This is a genomic window from Thioalkalivibrio sp. ALE12, from assembly GCF_000381105.1.
In the GTDB taxonomy this organism is placed as follows: Bacteria; Pseudomonadota; Gammaproteobacteria; order Ectothiorhodospirales; family Ectothiorhodospiraceae; genus Thioalkalivibrio.
The window spans coordinates 79,648-105,018 of the sequence record NZ_KB905906.1; the positions used below are offsets into that span (position 1 = coordinate 79,648).

General features: G+C 68.7%; 19 protein-coding genes. 11 read left to right on the forward strand and 8 right to left on the reverse strand.

The genetic code is table 11. The features are described from left to right. Positions 1-2: 2 nt before the first annotated feature. Together cysS and hisI are read right to left on the reverse strand one after the other, a co-directional pair. Positions 3-1,412 carry a cysteine--tRNA ligase gene (cysS, locus tag F614_RS0103690; RefSeq protein WP_019558287.1) on the reverse strand — a complete coding sequence of 470 codons (1,410 nt, stop codon included), beginning with the start codon at positions 1,410-1,412 and terminating at the stop codon, positions 3-5. Then, positions 1,412-1,852 carry a phosphoribosyl-AMP cyclohydrolase gene (hisI, locus tag F614_RS0103695; protein ID WP_018876164.1) on the reverse strand — a complete coding sequence of 147 codons (441 nt, stop codon included), beginning with the start codon at positions 1,850-1,852 and terminating at the stop codon, positions 1,412-1,414. Before hisI ends, cysS begins: the two co-directional genes overlap by 1 nt. Positions 1,853-2,080: 228 nt before the next feature. Here hisI and F614_RS0103700 point away from each other — a divergent pair, with 228 nt between their 5' ends. From F614_RS0103700 to F614_RS0103720, 5 genes are all read left to right on the forward strand, one after another. After that, positions 2,081-4,168, forward strand: a complete 2,088-nt coding sequence (locus tag F614_RS0103700; RefSeq protein ID WP_019558288.1) for a PAS domain S-box protein — start codon at positions 2,081-2,083, stop codon at positions 4,166-4,168. Further along, positions 4,165-4,599, forward strand: a complete 435-nt coding sequence (locus F614_RS0103705; RefSeq protein WP_018866475.1) for a response regulator — start codon at positions 4,165-4,167, stop codon at positions 4,597-4,599. The genes F614_RS0103700 and F614_RS0103705 overlap by 4 nt, the downstream gene beginning before the upstream one ends. A 28-nt stretch (positions 4,600-4,627) precedes the next feature. Beyond that, positions 4,628-8,533 (forward strand): EAL domain-containing protein, encoded by a 3,906-nt coding sequence (locus F614_RS0103710; protein ID WP_019558289.1) that lies wholly within the window; start codon positions 4,628-4,630, stop codon positions 8,531-8,533. Positions 8,534-8,617: 84 nt separating this feature from the next. Next, a complete protein-coding gene (locus tag F614_RS0103715) occupies positions 8,618-9,598 on the forward strand; it encodes a M14 family metallopeptidase (protein ID WP_019558290.1) in 981 nt (326 codons plus the stop codon). A gap of 22 nt (positions 9,599-9,620) precedes the next feature. Beyond that, positions 9,621-10,406 (forward strand): sulfite exporter TauE/SafE family protein, encoded by a 786-nt coding sequence (locus F614_RS0103720; protein ID WP_019558291.1) that lies wholly within the window; start codon positions 9,621-9,623, stop codon positions 10,404-10,406. A gap of 28 nt (positions 10,407-10,434) precedes the next feature. On the opposite strand, the gene F614_RS0103725 is transcribed toward F614_RS0103720, so the two are convergent. The 3 genes from F614_RS0103725 to motA are packed head-to-tail and all read right to left on the reverse strand — an operon-like array spanning position 10,435 to position 13,298. After that, positions 10,435-11,493 (reverse strand): GTP-binding protein, encoded by a 1,059-nt coding sequence (locus tag F614_RS0103725; protein WP_019558292.1) that lies wholly within the window; start codon positions 11,491-11,493, stop codon positions 10,435-10,437. Position 11,494: 1 nt separating this feature from the next. Continuing rightward, positions 11,495-12,427, reverse strand: a complete 933-nt coding sequence (gene motB / locus F614_RS0103730) for a flagellar motor protein MotB (protein ID WP_019558293.1) — start codon at positions 12,425-12,427, stop codon at positions 11,495-11,497. A 19-nt stretch (positions 12,428-12,446) separates the two neighbouring features. Then, positions 12,447-13,298, reverse strand: coding sequence for a flagellar motor stator protein MotA (gene motA / locus F614_RS0103735; RefSeq protein WP_018866481.1), 852 nt, complete (start codon positions 13,296-13,298; stop codon positions 12,447-12,449). Positions 13,299-13,408: 110 nt separating this feature from the next. Between motA and F614_RS0103740 the strand changes: the two genes are divergently transcribed. The 4 genes from F614_RS0103740 to F614_RS0103755 all read left to right on the forward strand — a co-directional run bounded on the left by F614_RS0103740 (position 13,409) and on the right by F614_RS0103755 (position 19,278). Continuing rightward, complete coding sequence (locus F614_RS0103740) at positions 13,409-14,800, forward strand: HDOD domain-containing protein (RefSeq protein WP_019558294.1); 1,392 nt, start codon at positions 13,409-13,411, stop codon at positions 14,798-14,800. A 169-nt stretch (positions 14,801-14,969) separates the two neighbouring features. After that, on the forward strand, positions 14,970-16,541 hold the full coding sequence (locus tag F614_RS0103745; RefSeq protein ID WP_018877927.1) for a PAS domain-containing methyl-accepting chemotaxis protein: 1,572 nt from the start codon (positions 14,970-14,972) through the stop codon (positions 16,539-16,541). 611 nt (positions 16,542-17,152) lie between these two features. Continuing rightward, the gene (locus F614_RS0103750; RefSeq protein WP_019558295.1) at positions 17,153-18,538 is read left to right on the forward strand and encodes a magnesium transporter; all 1,386 of its coding nucleotides are present in this window, start codon (positions 17,153-17,155) and stop codon (positions 18,536-18,538) included. A gap of 83 nt (positions 18,539-18,621) precedes the next feature. Next, positions 18,622-19,278 carry a TorF family putative porin gene (locus tag F614_RS0103755; protein WP_019558296.1) on the forward strand — a complete coding sequence of 219 codons (657 nt, stop codon included), beginning with the start codon at positions 18,622-18,624 and terminating at the stop codon, positions 19,276-19,278. Between the two features lie 259 nt (positions 19,279-19,537). On the opposite strand, the gene ispG is transcribed toward F614_RS0103755, so the two are convergent. From ispG to F614_RS0103770, 3 genes are all read right to left on the reverse strand, one after another. Next, positions 19,538-20,755: a flavodoxin-dependent (E)-4-hydroxy-3-methylbut-2-enyl-diphosphate synthase gene (gene ispG / locus F614_RS0103760; RefSeq protein ID WP_019558297.1), complete on the reverse strand. Its 1,218-nt coding sequence runs from the start codon at positions 20,753-20,755 to the stop codon at positions 19,538-19,540. Between the two features lie 355 nt (positions 20,756-21,110). Next, the gene (locus F614_RS0103765; protein WP_019558298.1) at positions 21,111-22,214 is read right to left on the reverse strand and encodes a hypothetical protein; all 1,104 of its coding nucleotides are present in this window, start codon (positions 22,212-22,214) and stop codon (positions 21,111-21,113) included. A gap of 22 nt (positions 22,215-22,236) precedes the next feature. Continuing rightward, the gene (locus F614_RS0103770) at positions 22,237-23,034 is read right to left on the reverse strand and encodes a hypothetical protein (RefSeq protein ID WP_369771866.1); all 798 of its coding nucleotides are present in this window, start codon (positions 23,032-23,034) and stop codon (positions 22,237-22,239) included. Between the two features lie 201 nt (positions 23,035-23,235). On the opposite strand from F614_RS0103770, the gene F614_RS0103775 reads away from it, so the two are divergent. Beyond that, the gene (locus F614_RS0103775; RefSeq protein WP_018876179.1) at positions 23,236-23,904 is read left to right on the forward strand and encodes a TIGR02281 family clan AA aspartic protease; all 669 of its coding nucleotides are present in this window, start codon (positions 23,236-23,238) and stop codon (positions 23,902-23,904) included. A gap of 70 nt (positions 23,905-23,974) precedes the next feature. Continuing rightward, positions 23,975-25,297: an MFS transporter gene (locus F614_RS0103780; RefSeq protein WP_019558299.1), complete on the forward strand. Its 1,323-nt coding sequence runs from the start codon at positions 23,975-23,977 to the stop codon at positions 25,295-25,297. The last annotated feature ends 74 nt before the right edge of the window (positions 25,298-25,371 follow it).

The window sequence follows — 25,371 nt, forward strand, 5'->3', positions numbered from 1 at the left end:
CTTCAGGTGGCGCGCTGCCAGCGCGTGCCGTCGGGGGTGTCCTCGAGCTCGATGCCGCGGGCCGTCAGTTCGTCGCGGATGGCATCGGCGGTCGCGAAATCCCGGTTCTTGCGGGCCGCCTGGCGCGCGGCGATGCGCTCCTCCACCCAGGCGGCGAGGTCGTCGTCGCCGGCATCGCCCTGAAACCATACGCCCGGGTCCTGCTGCAGCAGGCCCAGCAGGCCGGCCCCGGCCAGCAGCTCGCCCTTGCGCCGGGCGCGTTCGGCGTCGTCGCCGGCCGCGGCCAGGGCATCGCTCATGCGGTGCAGCGCGGTGATCGCGGCGGGGGTGTTCAGATCGTCCAGCAGCGCCGCGAACACCGGGGTGTCGGCGGCGGCGACCGGGGCGGGTTCGATGCCGGCGGCGTCGCGCAGCACGCGGTACAGCCCGTTCAGGCTGTTGCGCGACTGGGTCAGGGTCTCTTCCGAGAAGTTCAGCGGCGCACGGTAGTGGCGCGACAGCAGTGCCAGGCGCAGGACCTCGCCGGGGTAGTGCTGCAGCAGGTCATGCAGCAGCTGGAAGTTGCCCAGAGACTTGGACATCTTCTCGCCGTCGATGGTCAGGTGGCCGTTGTGCACCCAGTAGCGGGCGTAGTGCGTGCCGTGTTCGTGGCAGCCCTCGGCCGCGCAGCCCTGGGCGATCTCGTTTTCGTGGTGCGGGAATACCAGATCGTGGCCGCCGCCGTGGATGTCGATCATGGGCCCCAGGTGGCTGCGGATCATCGCGGTGCATTCCAGGTGCCAGCCGGGTCGGCCGTTGCCCCAGGGGCTGTCCCAGCCGGGCTCGCCCGCGGCAGCCGGCTTCCACAGCACGAAGTCGCCGGGGTGGCGCTTGTAGTCGGCGACCTCGACCCGGGCCCCGGCCTGCATGTCGTCCAGCGAGCGGCCGGACAGGGCGCCGTACTCGGGGTAGGAGGTCACGTCGAACAGCACGTGATCCTCGGCGACGTAGGCGTGGCCGCGGTCGATCAGGCGCTGGATCAGCTCGATCATCGGCTGGATGTGTTCGGTTGCGCGCGGCTCCAGGGTGGGCTCCAGCGTGCCCAGCTCGGCGATGTCCTCGTGGAAGGCGCGGGTGAAGCGTTCGGTCAGGGCGGCAATCGGCTCGCCGTTGTCGGCGGCGGCCTTGTTGATCTTGTCGTCGACGTCGGTGATGTTGCGCGCGTAGACCACGTGGTCCGGACCGTAGAGTTCGCGCAGCACGCGGAACAGCACGTCGAACACCACCACCGGGCGCCCGTTGCCGATGTGCACCCGGTTGTACACGGTGGGGCCGCAGACGTAGAGGGTCACCCGCTCCGGGTCCTGCGGCACGAAGGCTTCGTCGTGCCCGCCCAGGGTGTTGTGCAGGGTAAGGGTCCGGGGCTCGCTCATTATTCGGTGTTTCCCTTGCCGTAGAGCGTCTCCGGCGCGATCTCGGGGTCGCTGGTGACCACGACACTGTCGTTCTCGACCTGCAGGTAGAAGCAGCTGCGACGTCCGGTGTGGCAGGCCGGCCCGGTCTGGTCGACCTTCAGCAGCAGGGTGTCGCCGTCGCAGTCCAGGTGCAGGGAGTGCAGTTGCTGGACCTGGCCCGACTGCTCGCCCTTGCGCCACAGTGCCTGGCGCGAGCGTGAGTAGTAGCACACGCGCCCCGTGGCCAGGGTCTCGTTCAGGGCCTCGCGGTTCATCCACGCCAGCATCAGGACCTCGCCGGTGTCGTGCTGCTGGGCGATCGCGGGGATCAGGCCATCGGCATTGAGCTTCAGGCGGTCCAGGACGTCGGAGATCGGGTGGCGTTCGCCACGGGGTTCGCTTTCGAGTTGCTTGAACATCGCTGCGTCCGCTTGCGGGAGCGGCGAAGAATAGCATTTTCCCCGGGGCTCCCGAAGCCCGGGCAGGGGCGCGGTGGGTACGGGCCTTGCGCGGCGGCCCCGGGTGGTCGATGCTCGAGGCAGGCAGGTAAGCCAGGCGGATCTCCACGGCAGCCGGGAGGCTAGATGGAGCAAGACAGGCAGAGGGCACGCAGGCCCAGCGCGGGGCGGACCGCGGCCATCATTGCCGTGGTGTATCTGGTCTTCGGGCTGGCATGGATCGGACTGTCCGACCGCGCCCTGCTGCTGATGGTCGACGATGTGGCCTTGCTGGCGCAGTTACAGACCCTGAAGGGATGGGGCTACGTGACGGTCACCGCCGCGGGCCTGTTCCTGCTGGTGTATTACCCGCTGCGGGCGCGCGACCGCGCCTCGCGCGAGGCGCGGCGGCTGACCGCGATTGTCGAGCGCTCGCCGGTGGTCGCGATTGAATGGGCGACCACGCCCGGTTGGCCGGTCACCTTCGTGTCGCCGAACATCGCGCGCTGGGGGATCGATCGCCATGCCCTGTTGCAGGGCGACGTGAATTACGCCGAGCTGATTCATCCCGAAGACATCGACCGGATCGTGGCGGAGGTGGCCGCGCACATTGAGCACGGCCCGGATCGCTATACCCAGCTCTACCGCCTGCGCAGCGGCGAGGGTAACTGGCTTTGGGTGGAAGACCGGACCTGGCTGACTCGCGACGAGGCCGGGCGGGTGACACGCATCCACGGCCTGCTGCTGGATGTGACCGAGCGCCTGCGCGCCGAACGGGACCTGCGTGACTCGGAGACCCGCTTCCGCGCGATCTTCGACAACGTGCAGGAGGCGATCCTGCTGCAGGACCTGGATACCGAGGCCCTGATCGGGGTGAATGCCGCCGCCGAGCGAATGTACGGCTACAGCCGGGCCGAACTGCTCGCCTGCAGCGTGGATGACCTGAGCGCGGACGAAGGCGGCTACGACGTACAGCGTCAGAAGGCGCTGATGGAGCGCGCCCGGCGCGGCGAACAACTGGTCTTCGAGTGGCGGGCGCGCCACCGTGACGGCCATGGCTTCTGGGTGGAGGCCAACCTGCAGGCGACCGAGATCGCCGGCGAAAGGCTGCTGCTGGTCACCCTGCGCAACATCGAGGCGCGCAAGCAGGCCGAGTCGGCGCTGGCGCGTCAGGTGGATCGACTGAGCCAGGCGGAACGCCACGCGGGGCTGGGCAGCTGGGAGTTCATGCTGGAGACCCGCGAGCTGTGGTGGTCGGATCGGCTGTATGCCCTGCTCGGGTGCGATGCCCGTTATGGCACCCCGACGCTGGAGGCCTTCGCCCGGGATTTCTTCGATCTTGACTCCGCGGACGGGAAGAGCTTTTCCGATGCCATGGAAACGCTGATCGCCGGCGGGCACCCCGGGCCGCGACGGCTGTTGCTGAAGGCGCGCCCGGAGGTTCGCGCGGAGGCGTGGTTCAGCATCACCATGGAGGCCCCGCTCGAGCGGGCCGACGGCATGCACTACGTGCAGGGCACGGTGCTGGAGGTCACCGAACTCAAGCGCAGCGAACTGGAACTGCGCGACCTGAATGCCACGCTGGAACAGCGGGTGACGGAGCGCACGGCGGCTCTGCAGGCCCTGAACCAGGAACTGGAATCGTTCTCCTACGCGGTCTCGCACGACCTGAAGGCCCCGTTGCGCGGGATCGAGGGCTACAGCCAGCTGCTGGAGGCGGACTACGGCGAGCAGCTGGAGGGCGAGGGGCGTACGTTCGTGCGCAACATCCGCCAGGGCGTGGCGCAGATGAACGAGTTGATCTCCGATCTGCTGGCCTATTCACGTATGGAGCGCCGGCCGCTGGAGGAACGGGAGGTTCGTGTGCGCGCGCTGGTGGAGGAGGTGCTCGAGTCGGTGGACCCGAAGCTGCGCAGCCGCGCCGAGGTGACGCTGGAGATCGATCCCGATCTGGTGTTCCAGAGCGACCCCGATGGCGTTGCGCTGATCCTGCGCAATCTGCTGGAAAATGCCTTCAAGTTCAGTGCCGAGCGCGAGACACCGCAGGTGACGGTGCAGGCCGAATCCCGCAGCGCTACACTCGGGCTCTCGGTACAGGATAACGGGATCGGCTTCGACATGGCGTTTCAGGATCGCATCTTCGATATCTTCCAGCGCCTGAACCGCGCCGAGGCCTACCCGGGAACCGGTGTCGGCCTTGCGCTCGTGCGGCGAGCGGTCAACCGCCTGGGCGGGGAGATCCGCGCCGAGGGTACGCCGGGCGTGGGCGCCCGCTTCCACGTGGAGTTCCCGCGATGAGCACGGCCGCGCGTCAACCGTCCATCCTGGTGGTCGAGGACAACCCGGTGGATATCGACCTGATGCGGCGCGCCTTCGAGCGGCGCAACCTCACCAACCCCCTGGAGATCGCGCGCGATGGAGTGGAGGCCCTGGCGTTCCTCGAGTGCTGGGAGCGGGGCGAACTGGCGCTGCCGGCGGTGATCCTGCTGGATATCAAGCTGCCCAAGGTGGACGGGCTGGAGGTGCTGCGCCGGATCCGCGAACACGAGCGTTTCCGCCGCATTCCGGTGGTCATGCTGACCTCCTCCAGCGAGGATCGCGACATCGCGACCGCCTACGACTGCGGGGCCAATTCCTACATCGTCAAGCCGGTGGACTTCGCCAAGTTTGTCGATGTCGCCGAGCAGGTGGAGCTGTACTGGTGCCTGCTCAATCACCCGCCGAGTTGAACATGCGGCTGCCCCCGAAAGAGACCTGATGCGAATCCTGCTCGTGGAAGACAACCCGGCGGATGCCGATCTGCAGCGCCGGGTGCTGGAGCGCGAGGTGCCGGGTGCCGAGGTGCACCTGGCGGCGTCGCTGGCCGAGGCCCGGGGCGCGCTGGCCGGCGCTGCGGGATTTGACTGTGTGGTGGAGGACTTGCGCCTGCCGGACGGGAGCGGCCTCGAACTGATCGGCGAGCTGCAGGCCGCCGGGCGCGACGAGGCGGTGCTGGTGCTGACGGGCCACGGCGAACAGGAGACCGTGGTCGCGGCTTTCCGGGCCGGTGCCGACGACTACCTGACCAAGTCCGATGACTACCTGGAGCGTCTGCCGGCGCGCGTGGTCGATGCCCGTGCTCGCCGGGAACTGAGCGTGGCCAACGGGCACGAGCCGCTGCGGGTGCTGTATGCCGAGCATAATGCCTTCGATGTGGGGCTGACGCGCCGCGAGCTCGCGCATACCGCCCCCCACATCCAGCTGGAGACGGTGCACACCGCGGAGGAGGCCCTGGCGGCGCTGGCGCCGGATGCGACCGGCGCGGCCGGCTTCGACCTGCTGCTGGTGGACTACCGCCTGCCGGGGGTCGACGGCCTGGAACTGGCACGGCTGGTGCGCGAGGAACGCGGGCTGGATCTGCCGACGATCCTGGTGACCGGGCAGGGCACCGAGGACCTGGCGGCCCGTGCCCTGCGCATGGGCGTGGACGACTACGCGGTCAAGCGCGAGGGGTATCTGAAGATGCTCCCGGTACTGCTGGACCAGGTCCATGCGCGCGCCCGCCTGCGCCGGGAACAGGCCGCCCTGGCAGCCTCCGAGCGCCGGTACCGCGAGGTGATCGAGCGCGCCGGCGACATCGTCTTCGAGACCGATGCCGCCGGTTGCTGGCGCTTCCTGAATCCCGCCTGGACGGCGATCACCGGTCATGCGGTGGAGTCCGCGATCGGCGAAGAGATGCTGTCCTTCATGCCGCTGGAGGATCGCGCGATGGCGGCGCGGCTGCTGGCGCGTGCGGCGGAGTCCGACGACGGGCGGCTGGAGACGGAGATCCGCCTGCGCGCGGCGGATGGGTCCCTTTGCTGGCTGGAGCTGCGTGGCCAGGCCAATCTGGATGCCGAGGGGCGGCCGATCGGGTTGTCCGGCAGCCTGGTGGACGTGACCCGGCGGGTCCTGGACCAGCGGATCCAGGAGGTCCGCGCGAACGTGCTCGGGCGCCTGGCCACCGGCGAGCGTGACCCGCGCCTGCTGGAGGACGTGGTCAAGGGGCTGGAGGCCCTGGCCCCGGGACTGCACGGGTGCATCATGCTGCTGGACGGCGACACCCGGGAGCTGCACGGTGTGGCCGCCCCGCGGGTGCCGGATCCGTTGCGCAGCGCCACCCGCCGCATCCGCGCCGAGCAGGGTCTGGGTTCCTGCGGCGAGGCCGCCTGGAGCGGCGAGCCGGTGATCATCGAGGATTGCAGTGCCCACCCCAACTGGGTCGGGTTCTGCGATCTCGCGCATGGCGCGGGGTTCCGGGCCTGCTGGTCGTTCCCCTTCCGCGATGCCGATGGCAGCGTGCTGGGCACGCTGGGGATCTATGTAGCGGGGGCCCGCGGTCCGCATGCCGGCGAGCGCGTGCTGATCGACGAGTTCACCCAGATCGCCGGCCTGGCGGCACAGAAGCTGCGCGTGTCGCAGGCGCTGGGCGAGCGCGAGCGGGCGCTGCGCACCGCGGCCGAGCTAACCGTGGAGTTGCTGCGCGAGGACAACCCCGCGAGCGTAATCCACCGGCTGCTGGCCGAACTGGGGCAGGAGGCGCATGCCGATCGGGCCTACGTGCTGGTGGCCGAGCTGGACCATGGGGTGCGCGAGGCCCTGGATGTCCATCGCTACTACTGGGTGCGCACGGACACCGATCAGGTGGTGCGGCCGCCCCCGCTGCGCAACCTGAGCCTCGAATCGGTCCTGCCGCGCTGGCACGAGATCCTGCAGGGGGGCGGTGCGGTCGAGGTGCTGACCCGGGAGCTGCCGGAGGCCGAACGCGAGATCCTGGAGGCCGCGCAAAGCCAGGCGGCTTTGCTGGTCCCGCTGTACGTGGAGGGCGAATACCGTGGCTTCCTGGCCCTCGATCGGGTGCGGCGCGCGCAACGCTGGACCGCGGCGGACCAGAGCCTGGCGCGCATCGTCGCGTCCAGCCTGGGGGCCGCGCTGGAGCGGCGTCAGGCCTTGCTAGGGCTGCGGCGCATGGCGGCGGTCTTCGAGAGCACCCGGGACGGGATCATCATCACGGACCTGACCCCGCGGATCATTGCGGTGAACCCGGCCTTCGTCGATATCACCGGCTTTTCCGAGGCGGAGGCGCTGGGGCGCAACCCGAGTTTCCTGCAGTCCGGGCGTCACGATGCGGCGTTCTTCCAGCGCATGTGGGACGCTCTCCATCATGAGGGGCACTGGCAGGGCGAGATCTGGAACCGCCGGCGCAACAGCGAGGTGGCCCCGCAATGGCTGAGCCTCAATACCGTCTACGACGAGCAGGGCCAGGCCCTGCACTACGCCGGGGTGTTGACGGATATGTCGGAGTTGCGCCGCTCGGAGGAAGAGCTCCAGCACCTGGCCCGGCATGATGCGCTGACCGATCTGCCCAACCGTACGCAGCTGCAGGTAATCCTGGACCAGGCGCTGGAACGCGCCCGGGCCCACGGCTATCGCGTCGCGGTGCTGAATCTGGATCTCGACCGCTTCAAGAACGTCAACGACTCCATGGGCCACCCGGTCGGCGACCGGGTGCTGGTGGAGGTCGCGCGGCGGCTGCGCGAGGCGGTGGGGCCCTCCCATGCACTGGGCCGTCTGGGGGGCGACGAGTTCCTGATCGTGGCGGAGAATCCGGCCAGTGACGAGACCGTGGCCCGTTGTGCGCGCGACCTGCTGGCCAGCCTGGAGCGCCCGCTGGTGCTGGACGATGGGCGTTCGGTGTACCTGAACGGCAGTATCGGCATCAGTCTCTACCCCGAGCATGGCGACTCGGTGACGGAACTGATCCAGCATGCCGATGCGGCCATGTACCAGGCCAAGGCCTCCGGGCGCCAGACCTGGAGCGTCTACACCCAGGCCCTGACCCGCGCGGCGGACGAACGCCTGGAACTCGAGAACCGCCTGCGGAAGGCCCTGGAGACCGAGAACGGCGAGCTTCGCCTGCACTTCCAGCCGCAAGTCCGCCTGGAGGATGGACAGCCCTTCGGCATGGAGGCGCTGCTGCGCTGGCAGCCGGAGGACGGGCCGATGATCCCGCCGGACCGGTTCATCCCGATCGCCGAGGACACCGGCCTGATCGTCGCGCTGGGCGAGTGGGTTTTGCGCGAGGCCTGCGACGCCGGCAAGCGTCTTCTGGATCTGGGGGCCGGGGATTTCAGTCTCGCGGTGAATCTGTCGCCGGTGCAGTTGCAGCGCGGCGATTTCGTGAACCGGGTGGCGGAGATCCTGGCGCTGACCGGCTTCCCCGCCGCGCAGCTGGAACTGGAGATCACCGAGACCGCGATCATGCAGCAGGGCGAGCAGGCGATCGCCCGGCTGGCGGCATTGAGGGAGCTGGGCGTGCGCCTGGCCATCGACGACTTCGGCACCGGGTATTCCTCGCTGGCCGCGCTGCGGACGTATCCGCTGGACGTGCTGAAGATCGACCGCAGCTTTGTCGACGGGGTCGCCAGCGAGAGCGCCGATCGCGAGATCGCCGCGACCATCATCGCCATGGGGCGCAACCTGAACATGCAGGTCATCGCCGAGGGCGTGGAGACCGCCGAGCAGGCCGCCTTCCTGCGCGAACGCGGTTGCGCCCTGGGGCAGGGATACCTCTACAGCCAGCCGCTGGAACTCGACGTGCTGCAGGGCTGGATGACCGAGCATGGTGCGCTGCCGGTGGACTGACGGCCTTCCCGTGGCGCCGGACGGATGGCTCCGGTAGCCTTTGCGCCGCAGGATATCCGTTACCCCTTGCCCGGAGTTTCCCCGATGGCCGATCCCTCCCGTCCCACTGCGCTGCGTTCGATCACCTTTCACGGGCTGGAGCCGGGGCCGCGCCTGATCGTACTGGGCGCGGTGCATGGCAACGAGACCTGCGGCACCCAGGCCGCCGAGCGGGTTCATGCCGAGCTGGAGGCGCGCGAGCGGGATCTGCTGCGTGGCAGCCTGACCCTGGTGCCGCGCACCAATCCGCTGGCCTATGACCTCGGGCAGCGCATGGGCGAGCGCAACCTGAACCGCAACCTGCGGGTGACCGAGGATCCGCAGGATTTCGAGGACCGCATCGCCAACGTGCTGTGTCCGCTGCTGGCGGCGCACGACGTGCTGCTGGACCTGCACTCGTTCCACACTGGCGGGCAGCCGTTCATCATGCTCGGCCCGCGCAATAACGAAGGCTCGCTGGAGGGCTTCGCGCAGGCGCGCGAGGAGGAGGCGCTGGCGGCCTGCCTGGGGCCGCGGCGCATGGTCGAGGGCTGGCTGGATACCTATGCCCGGGGCGTGGCGGCGCGGATGAAGAACCCGAACGCCAGCCACCGGGCGCAGATCCTGAGCACCGATCCCAGTTACGGGATCGGAACCACCGAGTACATGCGCAGCCAGGGCGGCTACGGCGTGACCCTGGAGTGCGGGCAGCACGATGACCCGCAGGCCCCGGTGGTGGCCTACAACGCGATCATCAACACCCTGGCGCACCTGGGCATGCTGCCGGAGTCGGCCACGCCGGGGCAGGATGACCCGGAGGTCCTGCGTCTGGTCGAGGTGATCGACCGGGATCACCCCGACGACCGTTTCGCGTGCGAGTGGAAGAGCTTCGACCCGCTGGAAGCGGGTGACCTGATCGGCGTGCGCGCCGACGGGACCGAGGTGCGGGCACCGGAACCCGGGTTCATCGTGTTCCCCAACCCCAACTCGCTGCCGGGCAACGAGTGGTTCTATCGCGCCGAGTTCAGCGACCGCCGGGTGATCTGAGCCGCGCTTCTGCCCGACCGGCATGGATCTCGCGCCCTCCGGTGTTGCGCTGCTGCTCCTGGCCGCCGGCTTCTTCGCCGGGTTGCTGAATGCGGTGGCCGGCGGTGGCAGCTTCCTGACCCTCCCGGCGCTGATGAGTGTGGGCGTCCCGCCGGTGGCCGCCAATGCCACCGGGACGGCGGCCCTGTTGCCCGGCTATCTGGCCAGCGTGCTGGCGGATCGGCACGGGCTGCGCGCCGCCTGGCGCGACCTCGGCCCGGCGCTGGCCGGGGGGCTGCTGCTGGCGGGCGTGCTCGGCGGGGCCGTTGGCGCGGTCGCCTTGCTGCTGACCGGAGACGCCGCTTTCCGTGTCCTGATCCCCTGGCTGCTGCTGGTCGCGACATTGCTGTTTGCGCTGGGACCCTGGCTGCGGCGTCTGGCCGCGCGGCCGCATCCGGGGCCGCTGCGCGCCCTGGGGGCGGGGCTGGGCTGTGCCTATGGGGGCTACTTCAACGGCGGCGTCGGCATCCTGCTGCTGGCGATCCTGCGGGGCCAGGGCATCGCGGATCTGGCGCGGGCCAATGCCCTGAAGAATCTTCTGTCCTCGGTGCTGACGCTGATGGCGGTGGCCGTCTACATCGCGGGCGGGCAGGTGGTGGCGACCGGGCTGCTGGCGGTCGGGGCGGGCGCGATCCTGGGCGCGCGTGTCGGGATCATCCTGGTGCGCCGGCTGCCCGAGTCGGGCTACCGCCAGGTGGTGACCCTGATCGGTGCTGCGGTCACCGCCCTGTTCTTCCTCGAACCCGCCTGGCTGCTGCCACGTCTGTAGGCGGCGGGGCGCGGCCAGCGGGTACCGATCAGCGACTTGGCGTGACGGCGGTTTCGAGGCGGCGGGCGAGGTCGTCCAGCGTGGCGGTCGCGGATTCCGGCAGGATGGCCTCGATGCGAGGGCGCAGCCGGGCCGCCGGGGCGGTCATCGGTTCCAGGGCGCCGTGGCCGTCCACCCGGTTAAGGCGGTGCCAGCCGCGGTCGGTCTCGACCAGGCCTTTCAGTCGATCACCGGTGAAATCCGCGACCAGGCCCGCGAGGGCGGCATGGTCGATGAGCTGTCCCTCGGGCAGCAGCCAGCTGCGGCCGATGTAGCCGTCACCGCGGGTGTCGATGGTGACCCACTCGTCGGCTGCATGGGCGGTGTCATCATGCCGGTGGTCGTGGTCGTGGTCGTGGTCGTGGTCGTGGTCGGCGTGCGCATCCGCGCTCGTGGACGCGAGAAAGTCGCGGGCCTCCGGGAACAGGGCGCCGCCCCGATCCAGTCGCGGGCGGTCCAGCCAGTCGCGTTCGATGCGGCCCTGGGTGGTCTCCACGACCAGCGGGCGTGGTGGCGGCATCGCCGCGACGAAGGCCTGCAACGCCTCGCGGTCCGCCTCGCTGTAGAGGTCGGCCTTGTTGGCCAGCAGCACGTCGGCCAGGGCGATCTGGTCGCGCCAGTTCGCGTGCTCCCGGTGGCGCGGCGAGGCCAGGTGGCGGGCATCCATCAGGGTGACGGTGGCGCGCAGGTCCAGTACGCCGGCGTAGGGCGGCTCGGTCAGGGTGCGGATGATCTGGGCCGGGTGGCCGAGTCCGGTGGGTTCGATCAGGATGCGGTCGGGGCGCTGGCTGCGGATCAGCCGGTTGAGCCCGACGGTGAACATCTGGGCGGAGACACAGCACAGGCAGCCGCCGGGGATCTCCTCCAGCGCCACGCCGGTATCGGCCAGCAGGCCGCCGTCCACCCCGATCTCGCCGAACTCGTTGACCAGCACGGCCCAGTGTTCGCCCTCCGGGCGCTGCGCGAGCAGGTGGCGGATGGCGGTGGTCTTGCCGACGCCGAGAAACCCGGTGATCAGGTTGAGCGGGATGTCGTGGTGCCGCTGCATGCTAGCCAGCTCCGTCGCCGGAGGCCTCCGGGTCGTCTTGGAGCGCCTCTGGGCCGCTCCCTTCGCTCTCGAGGCTGCGGTACATCGCCTCTTCCGCCTCCTGGTTCAGCACGATCAGGGTGATCCGCCGGTTGATCGCGGCTTCTGGGTCTTCGCGGTTAAAGGGTACGCTGGCGGCCAGCCCCACGACGCGGGCGATCTGGTCGGACTCGGTGCCGCCGGCGACCAGCGCGCGGCGGGCGGCGTTGGCGCGATCGGCCGAGAGCTCCCAGTTGGTGTAGTCCGGACGCAGCAGCGGGCGGGCGTCGGTGTGGCCGGTGATCGAGACGCGGTTGGGGACCTGATTGATCAAGCCGGCCAGCTCGCGCAGGATCGCGTCCGCGTGATCCAGCGGACGGGCGCTGGCGCTGTCGAACATCGGGCGGTTCTCGCGATCGATGATCTGGATGCGCAGGCCCTCGGGGGTGAGGTCCAGCAGCAGCTGGTCCTTGAAGGGCTCCAGCGCCTGGCTTTGCTCGACCGCTTCCTCCAGCGCCTCCTGCAGGGTCTCCAGGGCCTCGCGGTCGCGCGCCTCGGCCAGCTCGTCGAGGGTTTCTTCATCGATCCCCGTCGGGGCCTCCATGGCCTCCGGGTCCTGGATGAGTTCCGGCATGCCCTCGAAGTCGATGATCGATGGGTCCACGCCGGTTCCGTCGCCGGGCGCCTGGCCCGGCGCGGCGGCTTCGCCCACGAAGGCGGAGGGGTTCTGAAAGTACTCGGATATGCCGGCGCGCTGCTCGTCATCCAGCGCAACAAGCAGCCACATCACCAGGAAGAAGCCCATCATCGCGAGCGTGAAGTCGGCGAAAGCGATCTTCCACGCGCCGCCGTGGTGGCCGCCCTGGACCACCTTCTTCTTGACGATGATCGGCTGGGTCTTGTCCTCGACTCCCATGGTAGTGATCCGGAGGCCGTCAGGCCCCCTTCACGTACTCTTCCAGTTCGGTAAAGCTCGGGCGCATCGCGCTTTCCATGGTCTTGCGACCGAACTCCACCGCGACCTGCGGGCTGTAGCCCTGGACATTGGCGAGGATGCAGGCCTTGATGCACTGCAGGAACTTGGCCTCCTCCTGGGCACGGGACTCGAGGGCGGTCGAGGTCGGCCCGGCAAAGCCGTAGGCCAGCAGAATCCCGAGGAACGAGCCGACCAGGGCAGCCGCCACGCTCGAGCCGATCTCCGCGATGGAGCCGTCGAGTTTGCCCATTGTCATCACGATGCCCAGGACCGCCGCCACGATACCGAAGCCGGGGAGGGCCTCCGCCACGCGGTGAACCGCGTGGGCCGGCTTGTGCGATTCCTCGTGGTGGGTCTCGAGGTCAAGATCCATCAGGGCATCGAGCTCATGCGGGTTCATGCTGCCGGAGATGATCAGGCGCATGTAGTCGGTGATGAACTCCATCGCGTGGTGATCCTGCAGGATCCGCGGGTGGGCCTTGAAGACCTCGCTTTCTTCCGGCTCCTCGATGTCGGCTTCCACCGCCATCAGGCCCTCTTTGCGGGCCTTGGTGAACAGCTTGTACATCATGGCCAGCAGGTCGAGATAGTCGTCCGACTTGTACTTGCTGCCCTTCATCAGACTGGGGATGGACTTGAAGACGGTGAAGACGACGCGGGGCGGGTTGGCGATCAGGAATGCCCCGAGCGCCGCGCCCCCGATGATCCAGTACTCGTAGGGCTGCCACATGACCCGGAGGTCGCCGCCATGAAAGTAGTATCCACCGAAGACCGACGAGAAAACGATGACGATACCCAGGAAATACTTCACGGACCGCGACCCCACATTGCTCAAGCGACATGTCGGACAGGGTATCCGCCCGCATGCGTTGCTATAGTTGACGGGCTTTACGATAACGACTCCCCTGCGCGAGGTACAGCATGTCCCTGGGCAAGGACGCGCCCTACATGGAAGAGGCCGCGCGCCTGGCGGCGCTGGAATGGCCGATTCTGGAAGCCAGCGATGCGGTGTTTGCGGACCCGGATGCCCTGGTGAATCGGTCCCTGCGCGAACTGGCGCGCTACGCCGAGCGCGATCCCGGCCTGAGCCTGCGCCTGGTGCGGCGGGCCAACGCCTCGCGTCGCGGTCTGCGCCAGGAGGTGCACGCGGTGGGCGACGCGATTTCCATGCTGGGATTGCAGAACGTGCATCGGGAGGCGGCCGAGGCCCCGCGCGTCGCGGATGTGGTCACAAGACCCCAGGCCTATCGCGAACTGGCGGCGCAGTCGCGGCTGGCGGCAATGATCGCAGGCGAGATTGCGCACAAGCGCCACGACACCGAGCCGGGCGAGGTGGCCCTGGCGGCCCTGCTGAATCAGCTGGGCCTTCTGGCGTTGCTGGCCGAGGGCGAGCCGCGCCTGGATCGGCTGCTGGAGATGCTGGAGCTCAGCGCCCTGCCGGACGAGGCCAGTTACGCCGCGCTGGGGTATGCGACAGACGACCTGTCGCGCGCCATGGCGGAGCAGATGGCCCTGCCGGAACTGGTACAGGGCACGCTGCGCGCGGTCAACGCGGCCCATCACCGGGCCTATGAGGTCATGGTCGCGAGCGCCGTGGCCTGGCAGGTCTTCCGCGGCATGGACACCGCGCGCGGCGATCGCGACCTTGGACTGCTGGCCGGTCTGATGGGGCTGACGGACAAGGAGGCCGCGGACCGCGTGGGCGCGGTCATCGAGCGTTTCAACGAGGATGTCGCCGTCTATCAGCGGCCGCCGCTGGACCCGCAGACCCCCGGTCGCGTCTGGCTGGGCGAGCGCTATCGCCCGCGCCTGGCCCTGATGCCGCGGGCCGACCTGCTGGAGACCGGGCTCCGCGCCCTCGAACAGGAAACGAATCGCGAGGCCCGGATACGCCGGATGCTGCGAGTGATGCAGTTCGGCGTGGGGTTGAACCGGGTGGTGTTCGCCCGCCTGTCCCGCGATGGCGAGAGCCTGCGCGCCGAGCACCTGGTCGGGACCCTGCACGAACCGGAGTTCAGCCACTTCGTGATCAACCGGTCCGCGCTCGGACCGCTGGGTCGGGTCCTGGAGGAGGACGCCGCCCAGTGGTGGGATCGCCGACGCATCCATGACGAGATGCCGGCGGCTGTCCGCCGCCTGACCGGCGGGGTGGACTGTCTGGTCGCCCGGTTGTGCGACGGCGACCGCGTGCTGGGCATGGTCTATGCCGACCGGCGTGCGCGTGATCTGGATCTGACCCCGGTCGCCTTCGAGGGGTTTCGCCGCGTGCTGGCCGCGGCCGCGCGTCCTTTCGGCTCCTCAGGGGAACACTGAGCGCTTCCCCGGGCCGGGTCGGTGGCTCAAGTCTTTCGCGGGGTGGTCGATACATGTACAGGGTCGTATATAGGCGATCATAATCCGCAGCATTCGCGAGGGGTTGGCCACGGCGTATGGCTGATCCCACGGGCCCCGAGCCCGTGGAACAATCAAAAGGACGTACGACATGCGCAAGAACCTGCCCGTCACCCAGACGGAGTACTCGATTGATCAGCACGGCGACCTGATCTCGGCCACCGACGAGAAGGGGCGTATTCGCTACGCCAACAGTGATTTCGTCGAGGTCAGCGGGTTCGTCTGCGAGGAACTGGAGGGTGCCGCCCATAACATCGTCCGCCACCCGGATATGCCCGAGGCCGCCTACGCGAACATGTGGGAGACCCTGAAGGCCGACCGGGCCTGGATGGGCATCGTCAAGAACCGCCGCAAGAACGGGGACCACTACTGGGTGGACGCCTTTGTGACCCCCGCCTACGAGCACGGCCGCAAGACCGGCTACGAGTCGGTGCGCGCGATCCCCGAGCGCGAGCATGTCGCCCGTGCGGAGAAGGTGTATGCCGCGATCAACCGGGGCCGGAGCTTCGCTCGGCGCTGGTACCACGGCCTCACCTGCCGCCTCGCCGGGACCTGGATCGTCGGCTTCCTGTTGGCGCTGGCGGTGGTGTTTCTGGCGTCCTCGCCAGCGGTGCAGGCGGGCCTGCTGGTATTGATCTTTGCCGCCGGCGGCATCGCGTCGCTGGCGTTCACGTCCGGTATCCGCCAGGCGGTCAATCGGGCCCGGGAGCAGTTCGACAACCCGGTAATGGAGGCGATCTACACTGGGCGCCGCGACGACAGCGCTTCGCTGGAGCTGGTGCAGCAGTTCGGGGAGGCGAAGCTGCGCACCGTGCTGGGCCGGATCGAGGACAAGGCCGACGCGGTGAACGACGATGCCCATGCCATGGCCAGCAGCGTGGAGCAGACCGCCTCCGGCGTGGAGCGCCAGCAAAACGAGATCGACCAGGTCGCCACCGCGATGAACGAGATGACCTCGACCATCCAGGAGATGGCGAGCAATTCCGCGCGCGCGGCCGAGGCCGCCAACAACGCCGAGAAGGAGACCGGCGCCGGGCAGGATGTCGTGAACGGTACAGTGTCCGTGATCAATCGCATGGCGGCGGAGGTGGAATCCACCGCCGAGAAGCTGGGCAAGCTCGAGGCCAGCACCGAGGAGATCGACAAGATCCTGAGCGTGATCCGCGAGATCGCCGAGCAGACCAACCTGCTGGCGCTGAACGCCGCGATCGAGGCCGCGCGCGCCGGCGAGCACGGCCGCGGTTTCGCGGTGGTGGCCGACGAGGTGCGCTCGCTGTCGCAGCGCACCGACGAGTCCACCGTGACCATCCGCAACATGATCGAGACCCTGCAAAACGGTGCGCGCGAGGCGATGTCCGCGATGCGGGCCAGTCAGGAGCAGGCCGCCGACGGGGTGGAAAAGGCGCAGGCGGCGGGCGACTCGCTGACCACGATCCGCGAGGCCGTGGCCCAGATCACCGAGATGAATACCCAGATCGCCACGGCCGTCGAAGAACAAAGCGCGGTCTCCGAGGAGATCAACCGCAACGTCACCTCCATCCGTGATGTGGCCAGCGAAACCGGATCGGTCTCGGTGCACGCGCGCGACGCCAGCGCACGGATGCAGGCCGAGGCCGCCGAGCTGAAAGCGCTGATCCAGCGGTTTGAACAAAAGGCTGGCTAGAATTTTACTTTTCCGGGTTGCGCCATTGAATATGCGCAATTACAATCTCGCCCATCTTGAGTAGCAGAGGTCTGTCAATGGACTGTTGTCGATGGATGCATGAACGTGGGGCCGGTGGCCGGTACGAGCGTGCATATCGTTGCCAGCGGGGTCCCGCCACCCGGTAATGCGGTGGTGTCTCCCCGGTGTCAGCGATATGCGTGACTCCGGGGGGGGTGACAGAACGCCTTTCCCCTAACGCCCCTCGCGGGCGCCTCCCCAGCCCCGAAGCCTTTCCCTGCGCCCGCCCGTGTGCGCGGCGCGTGGGCTCCCATGCCATTCGATTTGTCCTGCCTCTGCCCGGATACCGGGCCGGTGCGTGCATTGCTGTGCGCGTAACGGATATGGATCACACCCATGAACACCCAGCAGGAGGCCGCCATGCCAGCGCCTGAAGACGACGACCCCGGGTCTAGCCCGGAAATTCACTGCGGGGCAGTGAGCAAAGTAAAAGTGTGTTCGGCTCGCTGATGGGGGGTTTGTAAAAGACCGCCACCAGCGGTCACGGGATTCTTTTGTCTTTTGTGATGCCCCGCGTGCGTTTTTATTTTTTAAGCACAAGGAGCATTGCAATGAACGACAAGATCCTGGAAATGATTCATGCCGGCGACGTGGGCGCTGCCCGCGACGAGATGATCCATCCGGTGCCGGCTATCACCGCCAATCGCCTGTCCGAGCTGGACCCGCGTTCGCGCTGGGTGATTCTGGAGGGCGTGGATACCAACGAGCGCCGCGCCATCTTCCTGGCGATGGACGACGAAGAGCAGGCGATCCTGTTCGAGCACATGCCCGAGCCGGAGGCGCGTGAGCTGGTTCAGGGCCTGCCGGCCTATACCCTGGCGCGCGCTCTGACCCTGGTGGGCAAGCCGCTCGCGGCCGATCTGCTGAGTGCTCTGCCGGGCGCCAAGCGCGACAAGGTGCGTGCGCTGTGGCGGCAGGACGAGGACACCGTGGCCCGGGTGATGCGTCGCCCGGTGTTCTGCGTGACCCCGGAAGAGTCCGTCGGCGAGGTCACTGCCCGCCTGCGCGGGGATCGCAATATGCCGGACGATGTCGGGGCGGCGCTGCTGATTACCGATCGTGACCACCACTATCAGGGGCTGGTGCGCCTGGGCCGCATGTTCCGCGCGGAGCCTGGCCAGGCGGTCGGCGAGCTGATCGAGCTGGAGGACTTCTGCACCACGCCCGACGGTGACAAGGTGGAGGCCGCTCGCCTGCTGCAGCGCACGGATCTGCCGTACCTGCCGGTGGTGGATGCCGACGGGGTCCTGGTGGGCGTGCTGCGCATCGACGACGCGATGGACGTACTCGAGGAGGACACCTCGGAGGACTTCTACAAGAAGGCGGGGATTGGTGACCTGCTGCACCACAGGGATGTCGTGCGCTCGGAGAAGTTGACCTCCGGCGGGATCGGCTATGCGGTCAAGGTGCGCATGGCCTTCCTGATGGTGACGCTGGCCGGCGGCTTGGCCGTGGGCGGGGTGATCGACTTCTTCGAGGACACCCTGGCGGCGGTGGTCGCGCTGGCCATCTTCATCCCGCTGGTGATGGACATGGGCGGCAACGTCGGCACGCAGTCGACCACGATCTTCGCCCGCGGGCTTGCCCTGGGGCATATCAACCTGGGTCGCTTCTTCCGCAACCATCTGGTGCGCGAGGGGGGCGTGGGCCTGGCCATGGGGGTAATCATGGCGGTGCTCGCCGGGACGATCGCCTACTTCTGGCAGGGTGCGCCGAATGACATCCCGCAGCTGGGTTTCGTGGTTGGCACGGCGCTGTTCTTCTCGGTGTTCACCGCCTCGATCCTGGGCTTCCTGCTGCCGTGGGTGCTGCTGAAGATCGGGGTGGACCATGCACCGGGCGCGGACCCGTTCATCACCACCATCAAGGATTTCACCGGCCTGGCTGTGTACTTCGGCATGGCCGCCTGGCTGCTGAGCGCGCACATGCCGGCCTGAATGCCGGGGAACCCGACGCGTGTTGCCGGAGACAGAATCCGGCAACACGCCTGCAAAGAACGTTTGATAGAAGAGGAATCGACATGAACCATCGCAACTTCCAGCGCGGCGTGCTGGCCGCCACCGTGGCCGGGGTCTTCGCCTTCGGCATCCCGGCCATCCAGGCCGCCGAGGCCGAATTCAACATCGGCGTGTTCACCGACTACATCGATGACGGTGCGTCCAAGTCCGACAACGACCCGGTGGTGCAGGGCGGCTTCGAGCTGGGCTTCCCCACCGGCGTGTTTACCGGCGTGCAGGCCTCCACTCTTGGCAGTGGCCGCGGCAGCGAGATCGTCCCGTTCGTCGGCTACGGCTTCGACGTCGGCTCGGTGGGTATCGAGTTCGGCTACGAGCACTTTCACTACACCGATCTCGACGAGCGCTACGAGGGCGAGACCTTTGTGGTGGTTGACTGGGGGCCGGTATACACGGGGGTGAACTACCTGGCCCATGCCCATGATCGCGACGCCCGGGGTAGCCGGGAATTCTTCGCGGGTACGGCATTCGAGGTGGCCCCGCGTACCGAGCTTTTCGCCGAGGTGGGCCAGGATCGTCCCGCCGATGACGACAACGCCGTGTTCTGGGAACTGGGCGCGGCCCACGCGACCGACTTCGGCACCTTCTCGCTGACCTACGGCTCACGCGACGAAAGCGGCGCGCAGGACCTTCTGGTCGGCGGCTACACCTACAACTTCTAACCTACTACCCGCGTCGGCCCGGCGCGGGTTGGTTATTCACCACGAAGCCCACGAAGGCACGAAGGAGATCAAGGTCAAGGGCTTTTGCACCACAGAGTGCACAGAGAAAGGCCGATAGGGGGTTGAACCGTTTCGCTGTGCTCGGCGGGTTTGAGCTCCATCGAAACCTTCTTTGAATTTCTCTGTGTTCTCTGTGCCCTCTGTGGTGCGATCGCTTTTCTTCGTGCCTTCGTGTGCTTCGTGGTGATTATGGATTTTTCTAGCCGTAGCGGCGTTCGATGTAGGCCTCGACGCGGGCCTGGAATTCCTCGGCGATGCGTTCGCCCTTGAGCGTCACGGTCTTCTCGCCGTCCTCGTAGACCGGGGCCACCGGCTGCTCGCCGGTGCCGGGCAGGGAGATGCCGATGTTGGCGTGCTTGCTCTCGCCGGGCCCGTTGACCACGCAGCCCATCACCGCGACGGTCATCTCCTCCACGCCCGGGTACTGCTGCTTCCAGCTCGGCATCTGCTGGCGGATGTAGGACTGGATGTCCTGCGCCAGGTGCTGGAAGTACTCGCTGGAGGTGCGACCGCAGCCGGGGCAGGCGACCACCGACGGCAGGAAGCTGCGCAGCCCCATGCTCTGCAGGATCTCCTGGGCGACCAGGACCTCCTGGGTACGGTCGCCGCCGGGCTCCGGGGTCAGCGAGATGCGGATGGTGTCGCCGATGCCCTGCTGCAGCAACACGGCCAGCGCGGCGGTGGAGGCGACGATGCCCTTCGCACCCATGCCGGCCTCGGTCAGCCCGAGGTGCAGCGGGTAGTCGCAGCGCGCGGCCAGGTCCTGGTAGACGCTGATCAGCGGCTGCACACCACTGACCTTGGCCGAGAGGATGATGCGGTCATGCGGCAGGCCGATGCGTTCGGCCTCGGCGGCGCTCTCCAGCGCCGAGGCGATCAGCGCCTCCTGCATCACCGCCTCGGGCGCGGCCGGCTCGCCGCGCTGGCTGTTCTCGTCCATCATCCGCGCGAGCAGGGCCTGGTCCAGGCTGCCCCAGTTCACGCCAATGCGCACCGGCTTGTCGTAGCGGATCGCGGTCTCGATCATCGCGGCGTACTGGGCGTCGCGCTTCGAGCCGCGGCCGACATTCCCGGGATTGATGCGCAGCTTGGCCAGCGCCTCGGCACACTCGGGGTATTTGGTCAGCAGCTTGTGGCCGTTGAAGTGGAAGTCCCCGACCAGCGGCACCTCCAGTCCCATCACATCCAGGCGTTCGCGGATCTCCGGCACGGCCCTGGCTGCGTCCTCCGAATTGACGGTGATGCGCACGACCTCGGAGCCGGCGCGCGCCAGCTCCGCCACCTGCACGGCGGTGCGCAGGGCATCGGCGGTGTCGGTGTTGGTCATCGACTGCACCATCACCGGGGAATTGCCACCGACGGTGACGTTGCCGACGCGGACAGGGACGGCCTTGTGGCGGGTGGGGATCGTGTTCATGTTGACCTACGCGGGCGCGTGGAAACGGTGCGCGGAGTGTAACGCAGCACCGCCCGACTGCCGAGAATCCCTGTCGTAAAGTTCCATTTGAACCCAATGGGCAGGTCCCCGTGGTCTTGGGGAGGGGCGTAAGGCCGAGCGCCAGGGACGCTGCCGCCAGTGTGTCCACTCCCCGTCATGGCGAGGCCCCGCAGGGGCCGTGGCCATCTCCGGACGACCCCCCGACGTCCGCCCAGGCCGGCGCCGGGGCTGCCCCGGGAGATCGCCACGGCGCGATGCGCCTCGCGATGACGGTGCTCACTTTCCCTGTCATTGCGAGGCCCCGCAGGGGGCGTGTCGATGCGTGGCGTTCCGGTCAGCGTGTCCGGCTCGATTGCCAGGGCTGGAAGGTGTTCTCCACCGCGCTGCGACTGGCCGCGTGGCGGGCCTCCGCGCGCTCGGCGATCGCCTGCTGCAGCGCCTGGCGGGTCTCGGTCTCCAGTACGTCCAGGGCCTCGTGCAGGGCCTTTTCCAGATCCTCGCGATGGCGGGCCTCGTCGAGTCGCAGCAACAGCCAGTCGACACCGATGATGGTGGCCCCGGCCGCCGTGATGCCGCAGCCCAGCGAGAACGGTCCGCTCCAGGCGCAGACCCCGGCGCCCAGGGCCCCGGCGCGTCCGGCGCGCCCCAGGCTGCGGGCCAGCCCCGCCTGGGTGGTGCGGGCGGCCAGACGGGCCTGCACGGCGCGGGCGATCAGGGGCGTGGCCAGGCCGCTGCCGGCGGCGGCCGTCGCGGCCAGGCCGGTGCGTTGATCGAAGCGCTCCAGGTCGATGTCCAGGGCCGTATGCAGGGCGTGGCCGCGTTCGATCTCGGCGGCCGAGGTGGCCGTGGCGCGGGGTGGCGGGTTGGGGATACGGGCATCCGCCAGGCGGTCGATCAGTTCCAGGCGCCAGGCATCGCGGACCTGGCGCTGCTGTTCGTCCAGTCCCCACTCGACGCGGGTCGCGAGTTCCCCCAGGGGTTCGTCCCAGAGGGCGTCCGGTAGCAGCTGTTCGCGCAGCATGCGGGCCCCGGCATCCGGGTCAGCGTCGCCCAGCCACTGTACGCCGCGCCGCCACAGCCGGGTGTATTCCGCGCCGAGGGAGTAGTACCCGTCCACGACCTCGGGGACACGGTCATGGAGGGCGGCGAAGCGGGCCTCGAGTTCCGCGTCCACGCGGGTCTGCCAGTGCTCGCGGGCGGCGGTGTCGCCGGCCTCCAGCCACTCCAGCGTGTAGCGCTCGAGCGCGGTGAGGCGCTGGTGGTCGAGCTGGTAGCGCTGCTCGCCGAGTTGCAGGGTCAGCGCGCCGTCCGCGTCCCAGTCGCGCGGCTCGTGCTGACTGGCGAGCCAGAGCAGGGCGAGACTCGCCAGCAGGGTCATGCAGAGCCACAGGCCGGCGCGGGCTGAGCTGGAGGTGGTGTGCGCTGCCGGCGTGGTCATGGGTCGGTGGCTCCGGACCCGACTACTCGATCACGGGCGCGTTGCGCGGATCGCCCAGGGTGTCGGTGGCCGGTCGCAGCGGCAGCAGGCCGTTGGCCAGCAGCAGGAACCCGGCCGCGAGGAAGGCCTGTTCCGCAAGCACCAGCAGCCAGCCGAGCAGGGCCGGCAGGGACTCCACTCCCTGCGGGAACCACTGCTGTCCCAGCCACAGGCGCAGGCCGTCCTGCGCCGCGGCGAGCTGCAGCCCGGCCTCCAGCAGGTGACTGCGCGCGGCCTCGTGATGCACCAGGAACCACACCGCCTGTTCCAGTGTGGCGCCGGTCAGGTCGGGATAGCGCGCCTGCAGGGCCAGGATCAGCAGGGCGGCGATCAGCAGGAGCCCGGTCAGGCGCAGGGCCCCGCGGCGGGCCAGCTCCGGGGCGAACCGGGGGTGGGCGTGCCCGCGCAGCAGTCGGGCGAACAGGGCCTCGCCGCTCACCAGCACGAAACCGGCGACGAGGAGCACGGCCCAGACCTCCTGTGTCGGGATGCGCGCGAGGGTGATCAGCAGCAGGCCGCCCAGCAGGGCACCGATGACCAGGTGGCGCAGGGCCATCAGCGGGCCGCCGCGCAATCGTCGGGGCCACTGGCTGGTGGGCTCCAGGTAGCCGCGCAGGAACGCCGCGCGCTGTACCCGATGACGGCGGAAGCCGCCATGGGCGATCAGCAGGGTCACGGCGATCCACAGCACCACCACGCCGGCCTCCGGCAGGACCCGCAGGTTCATGTGCATCAGCCACAGCCCGATCACCAGTACGGTTACGGTAAAGGCATGCCGCAGCGCGACATGGGTGGTCGGGCCGGGGCGGGCGGAATCGTCAGACGGTTGGCGGGACACGGCAGCTCCACGCGAAGGGGAATGCCCCGATGGTAGCAGGCGCGCGGGCCCGGGCCGTGGTGTGTCCGTGGTGCCATTGCGGACGTTCGGGCTTCGTTCAGCCGAACCCGGTATAACCGGCCCATGGATCGTACAGCGCATGCAATGGTTTCGGCCTGGGCTTTGACGGGGCGCCGGTTCTGGCTCGTCGGGCTCCTGGCCCTCTGGCTGCCTCTGGGGGTTGCCGCGGAGGAGCTTCGGCTGCACGCGGTGTTCGGCGAACGTGCCGTGGTGTCCGTGGGCGACGAGCGAGCGGTGGTGTCGACCGGGGATACGGGGCCCGGTGGCATGCGGGTCCTGCGCACCGGCCCCGGGATGGCCCTGGTGGAGTATCGCGGCGAGCAGCGCGAGCTGCGGGTGCAGCCGCGGCCCGCGCCGGCACGCCCGGATCCCTCGGCGGGGGAGGCTGGAGCGGTTCGGGTGCACCGCGATTCGCGGGGGGATCACGCCGTTACTGCTGGCCTGAACGGCACGGCGGTGACCCTGGTGGTCGACCCGCAGGCCGACTCCGTGCTGCTGCGCGCTTCGGATGCCGGGCGCGTCGGGATTGATCCCGACCAGGGGCGCTCGGTGCGCTTTCGTGACGAGCTCGGCACACGGCATGGCCAGCGGGTGCGCATCGACCAGCTCCAGGTGGGGGGGCTGCGGCGTGCGGGGGTCAGCGCGATCGTGCTGCCGGACGGCGACCTGCCGCGCTCGCGTCTGGGGCGCAGCTTCCTCGAACACTTCGCGGTCGAGCGCGATGGCGACGCGCTGGTGATCCGGGATCGCTGAGGGCAGCATGGATCAGTGTTTCCCCGAGCTGCGTTAGCATGGCGGCCGTCACGCCCACCAGGATGCCTGCATGCCGCTGATTCGGCGCCACCCCGAGGACGCCCCCGCCCCGCGCCGCGAGATCTTCGGCTGGGCGATGTTCGACTTCGCCAACCAGGCCTACACGCTGCTGATCATCACGGTGATCTTCGGCGATCTGTTTACCCGCATCATCGTCGGGGATGCCCCGGACTACCGCCTGGGCAACCTGCTGTGGAGCCTGGCGCTGGCGATCAGCTACGCCATGGTGGTGATCGCGGCCCCGTTCGCCGGGGCGGTGATGGATGCAACGGCCTCGCGCAAGCGCTTCCTGATGGCCTCGTGGATCCTGACGGTGGTGACGACGGGGCTTTTGTATTTCGTCGAGCCGGGGCTGGTGCTGTTCGGCATGGCGCTGATCATTGCCTCCAACTTCGGCTATGCGATCGGCGAATCCTTCATCGCCAGCTTCCTGCCGAGCCTCGGGCCGCCGGAGAAGCTCGGCTGGATCTCGGGGCTGGGCTGGGGCATGGGCTATATCGGCGGGCTGATCGCCACCGCCTTTGCCCTGGGCCTGCTGGGCGAGGTCAGCGCCGAGAACTTCGAGCGTATCCGCTGGGTGGGGCCGTTCGCCGCGGTGTTTTTCCTGATCTCGGCGATTCCGACCTTCCTGTTCCTGAAGGAGCGCGGCACGCGCCGACGCATGCACCGGCGCATGCAGCTGGGGCTCGGCTGGCGGCGGGTGCGCGAGGCGCTGGTCACGCTGGGGCAGCGCCGTGAGCTGCGCGCGCTGTATGTCTCCATCTTCTTCATGATGGCCGGGATCTACATCATCATCTCCTTCACCTTCATCTACGGCTCGCAGGTGATCCAGTGGGACGAGCCGGTGCGCATCGCGATGTTCGTGATCACCCAGGTCACCGCGATCATCGGGGCGATCGGTTTCGGCTTCCTGCAGGACCGTGCCGGGCCGGTGCGGATCTATCGGCTGACCCTGGCGCTATGGGCGCTGGCGGTGCTGGCGATCTTCGGCACCACGACCATCGCGCAGTGGCTGAGCGCACTGCTGGGCCGGCCGGTGGAGGCGCAGATCGTGTTCCTCGGCGTGGGGATTGTCGCCGGGCTGTGCCTGGGCTCGGCGCAGTCGGCCGGCCGCGCGCTGGTCGGGATGATGGTGCCGGTGCGCGAGGCCGGGCGCTGGTTCGGGTTCTGGGCCCTGTCGGCGCGCGCGGCCGCGATCTTCGGACTGGCCGGGATCGGGCTGTTGCAGGCCTGGCTGGGGCTGGCCAACGCCATCCTGTTCTGCCTGTTCCTGTTCCTCGCCGCGCTGCTCGCCTCCATCCCCGTCCACCTCGCCGATCGCTCCCGCCACTGAGGGTGAAGGTCAAAAGCGGTATACAGGAAGATGTGAAGACAGGAAGAGGGATTGGGTTTGGCCGTAGCTGGTGT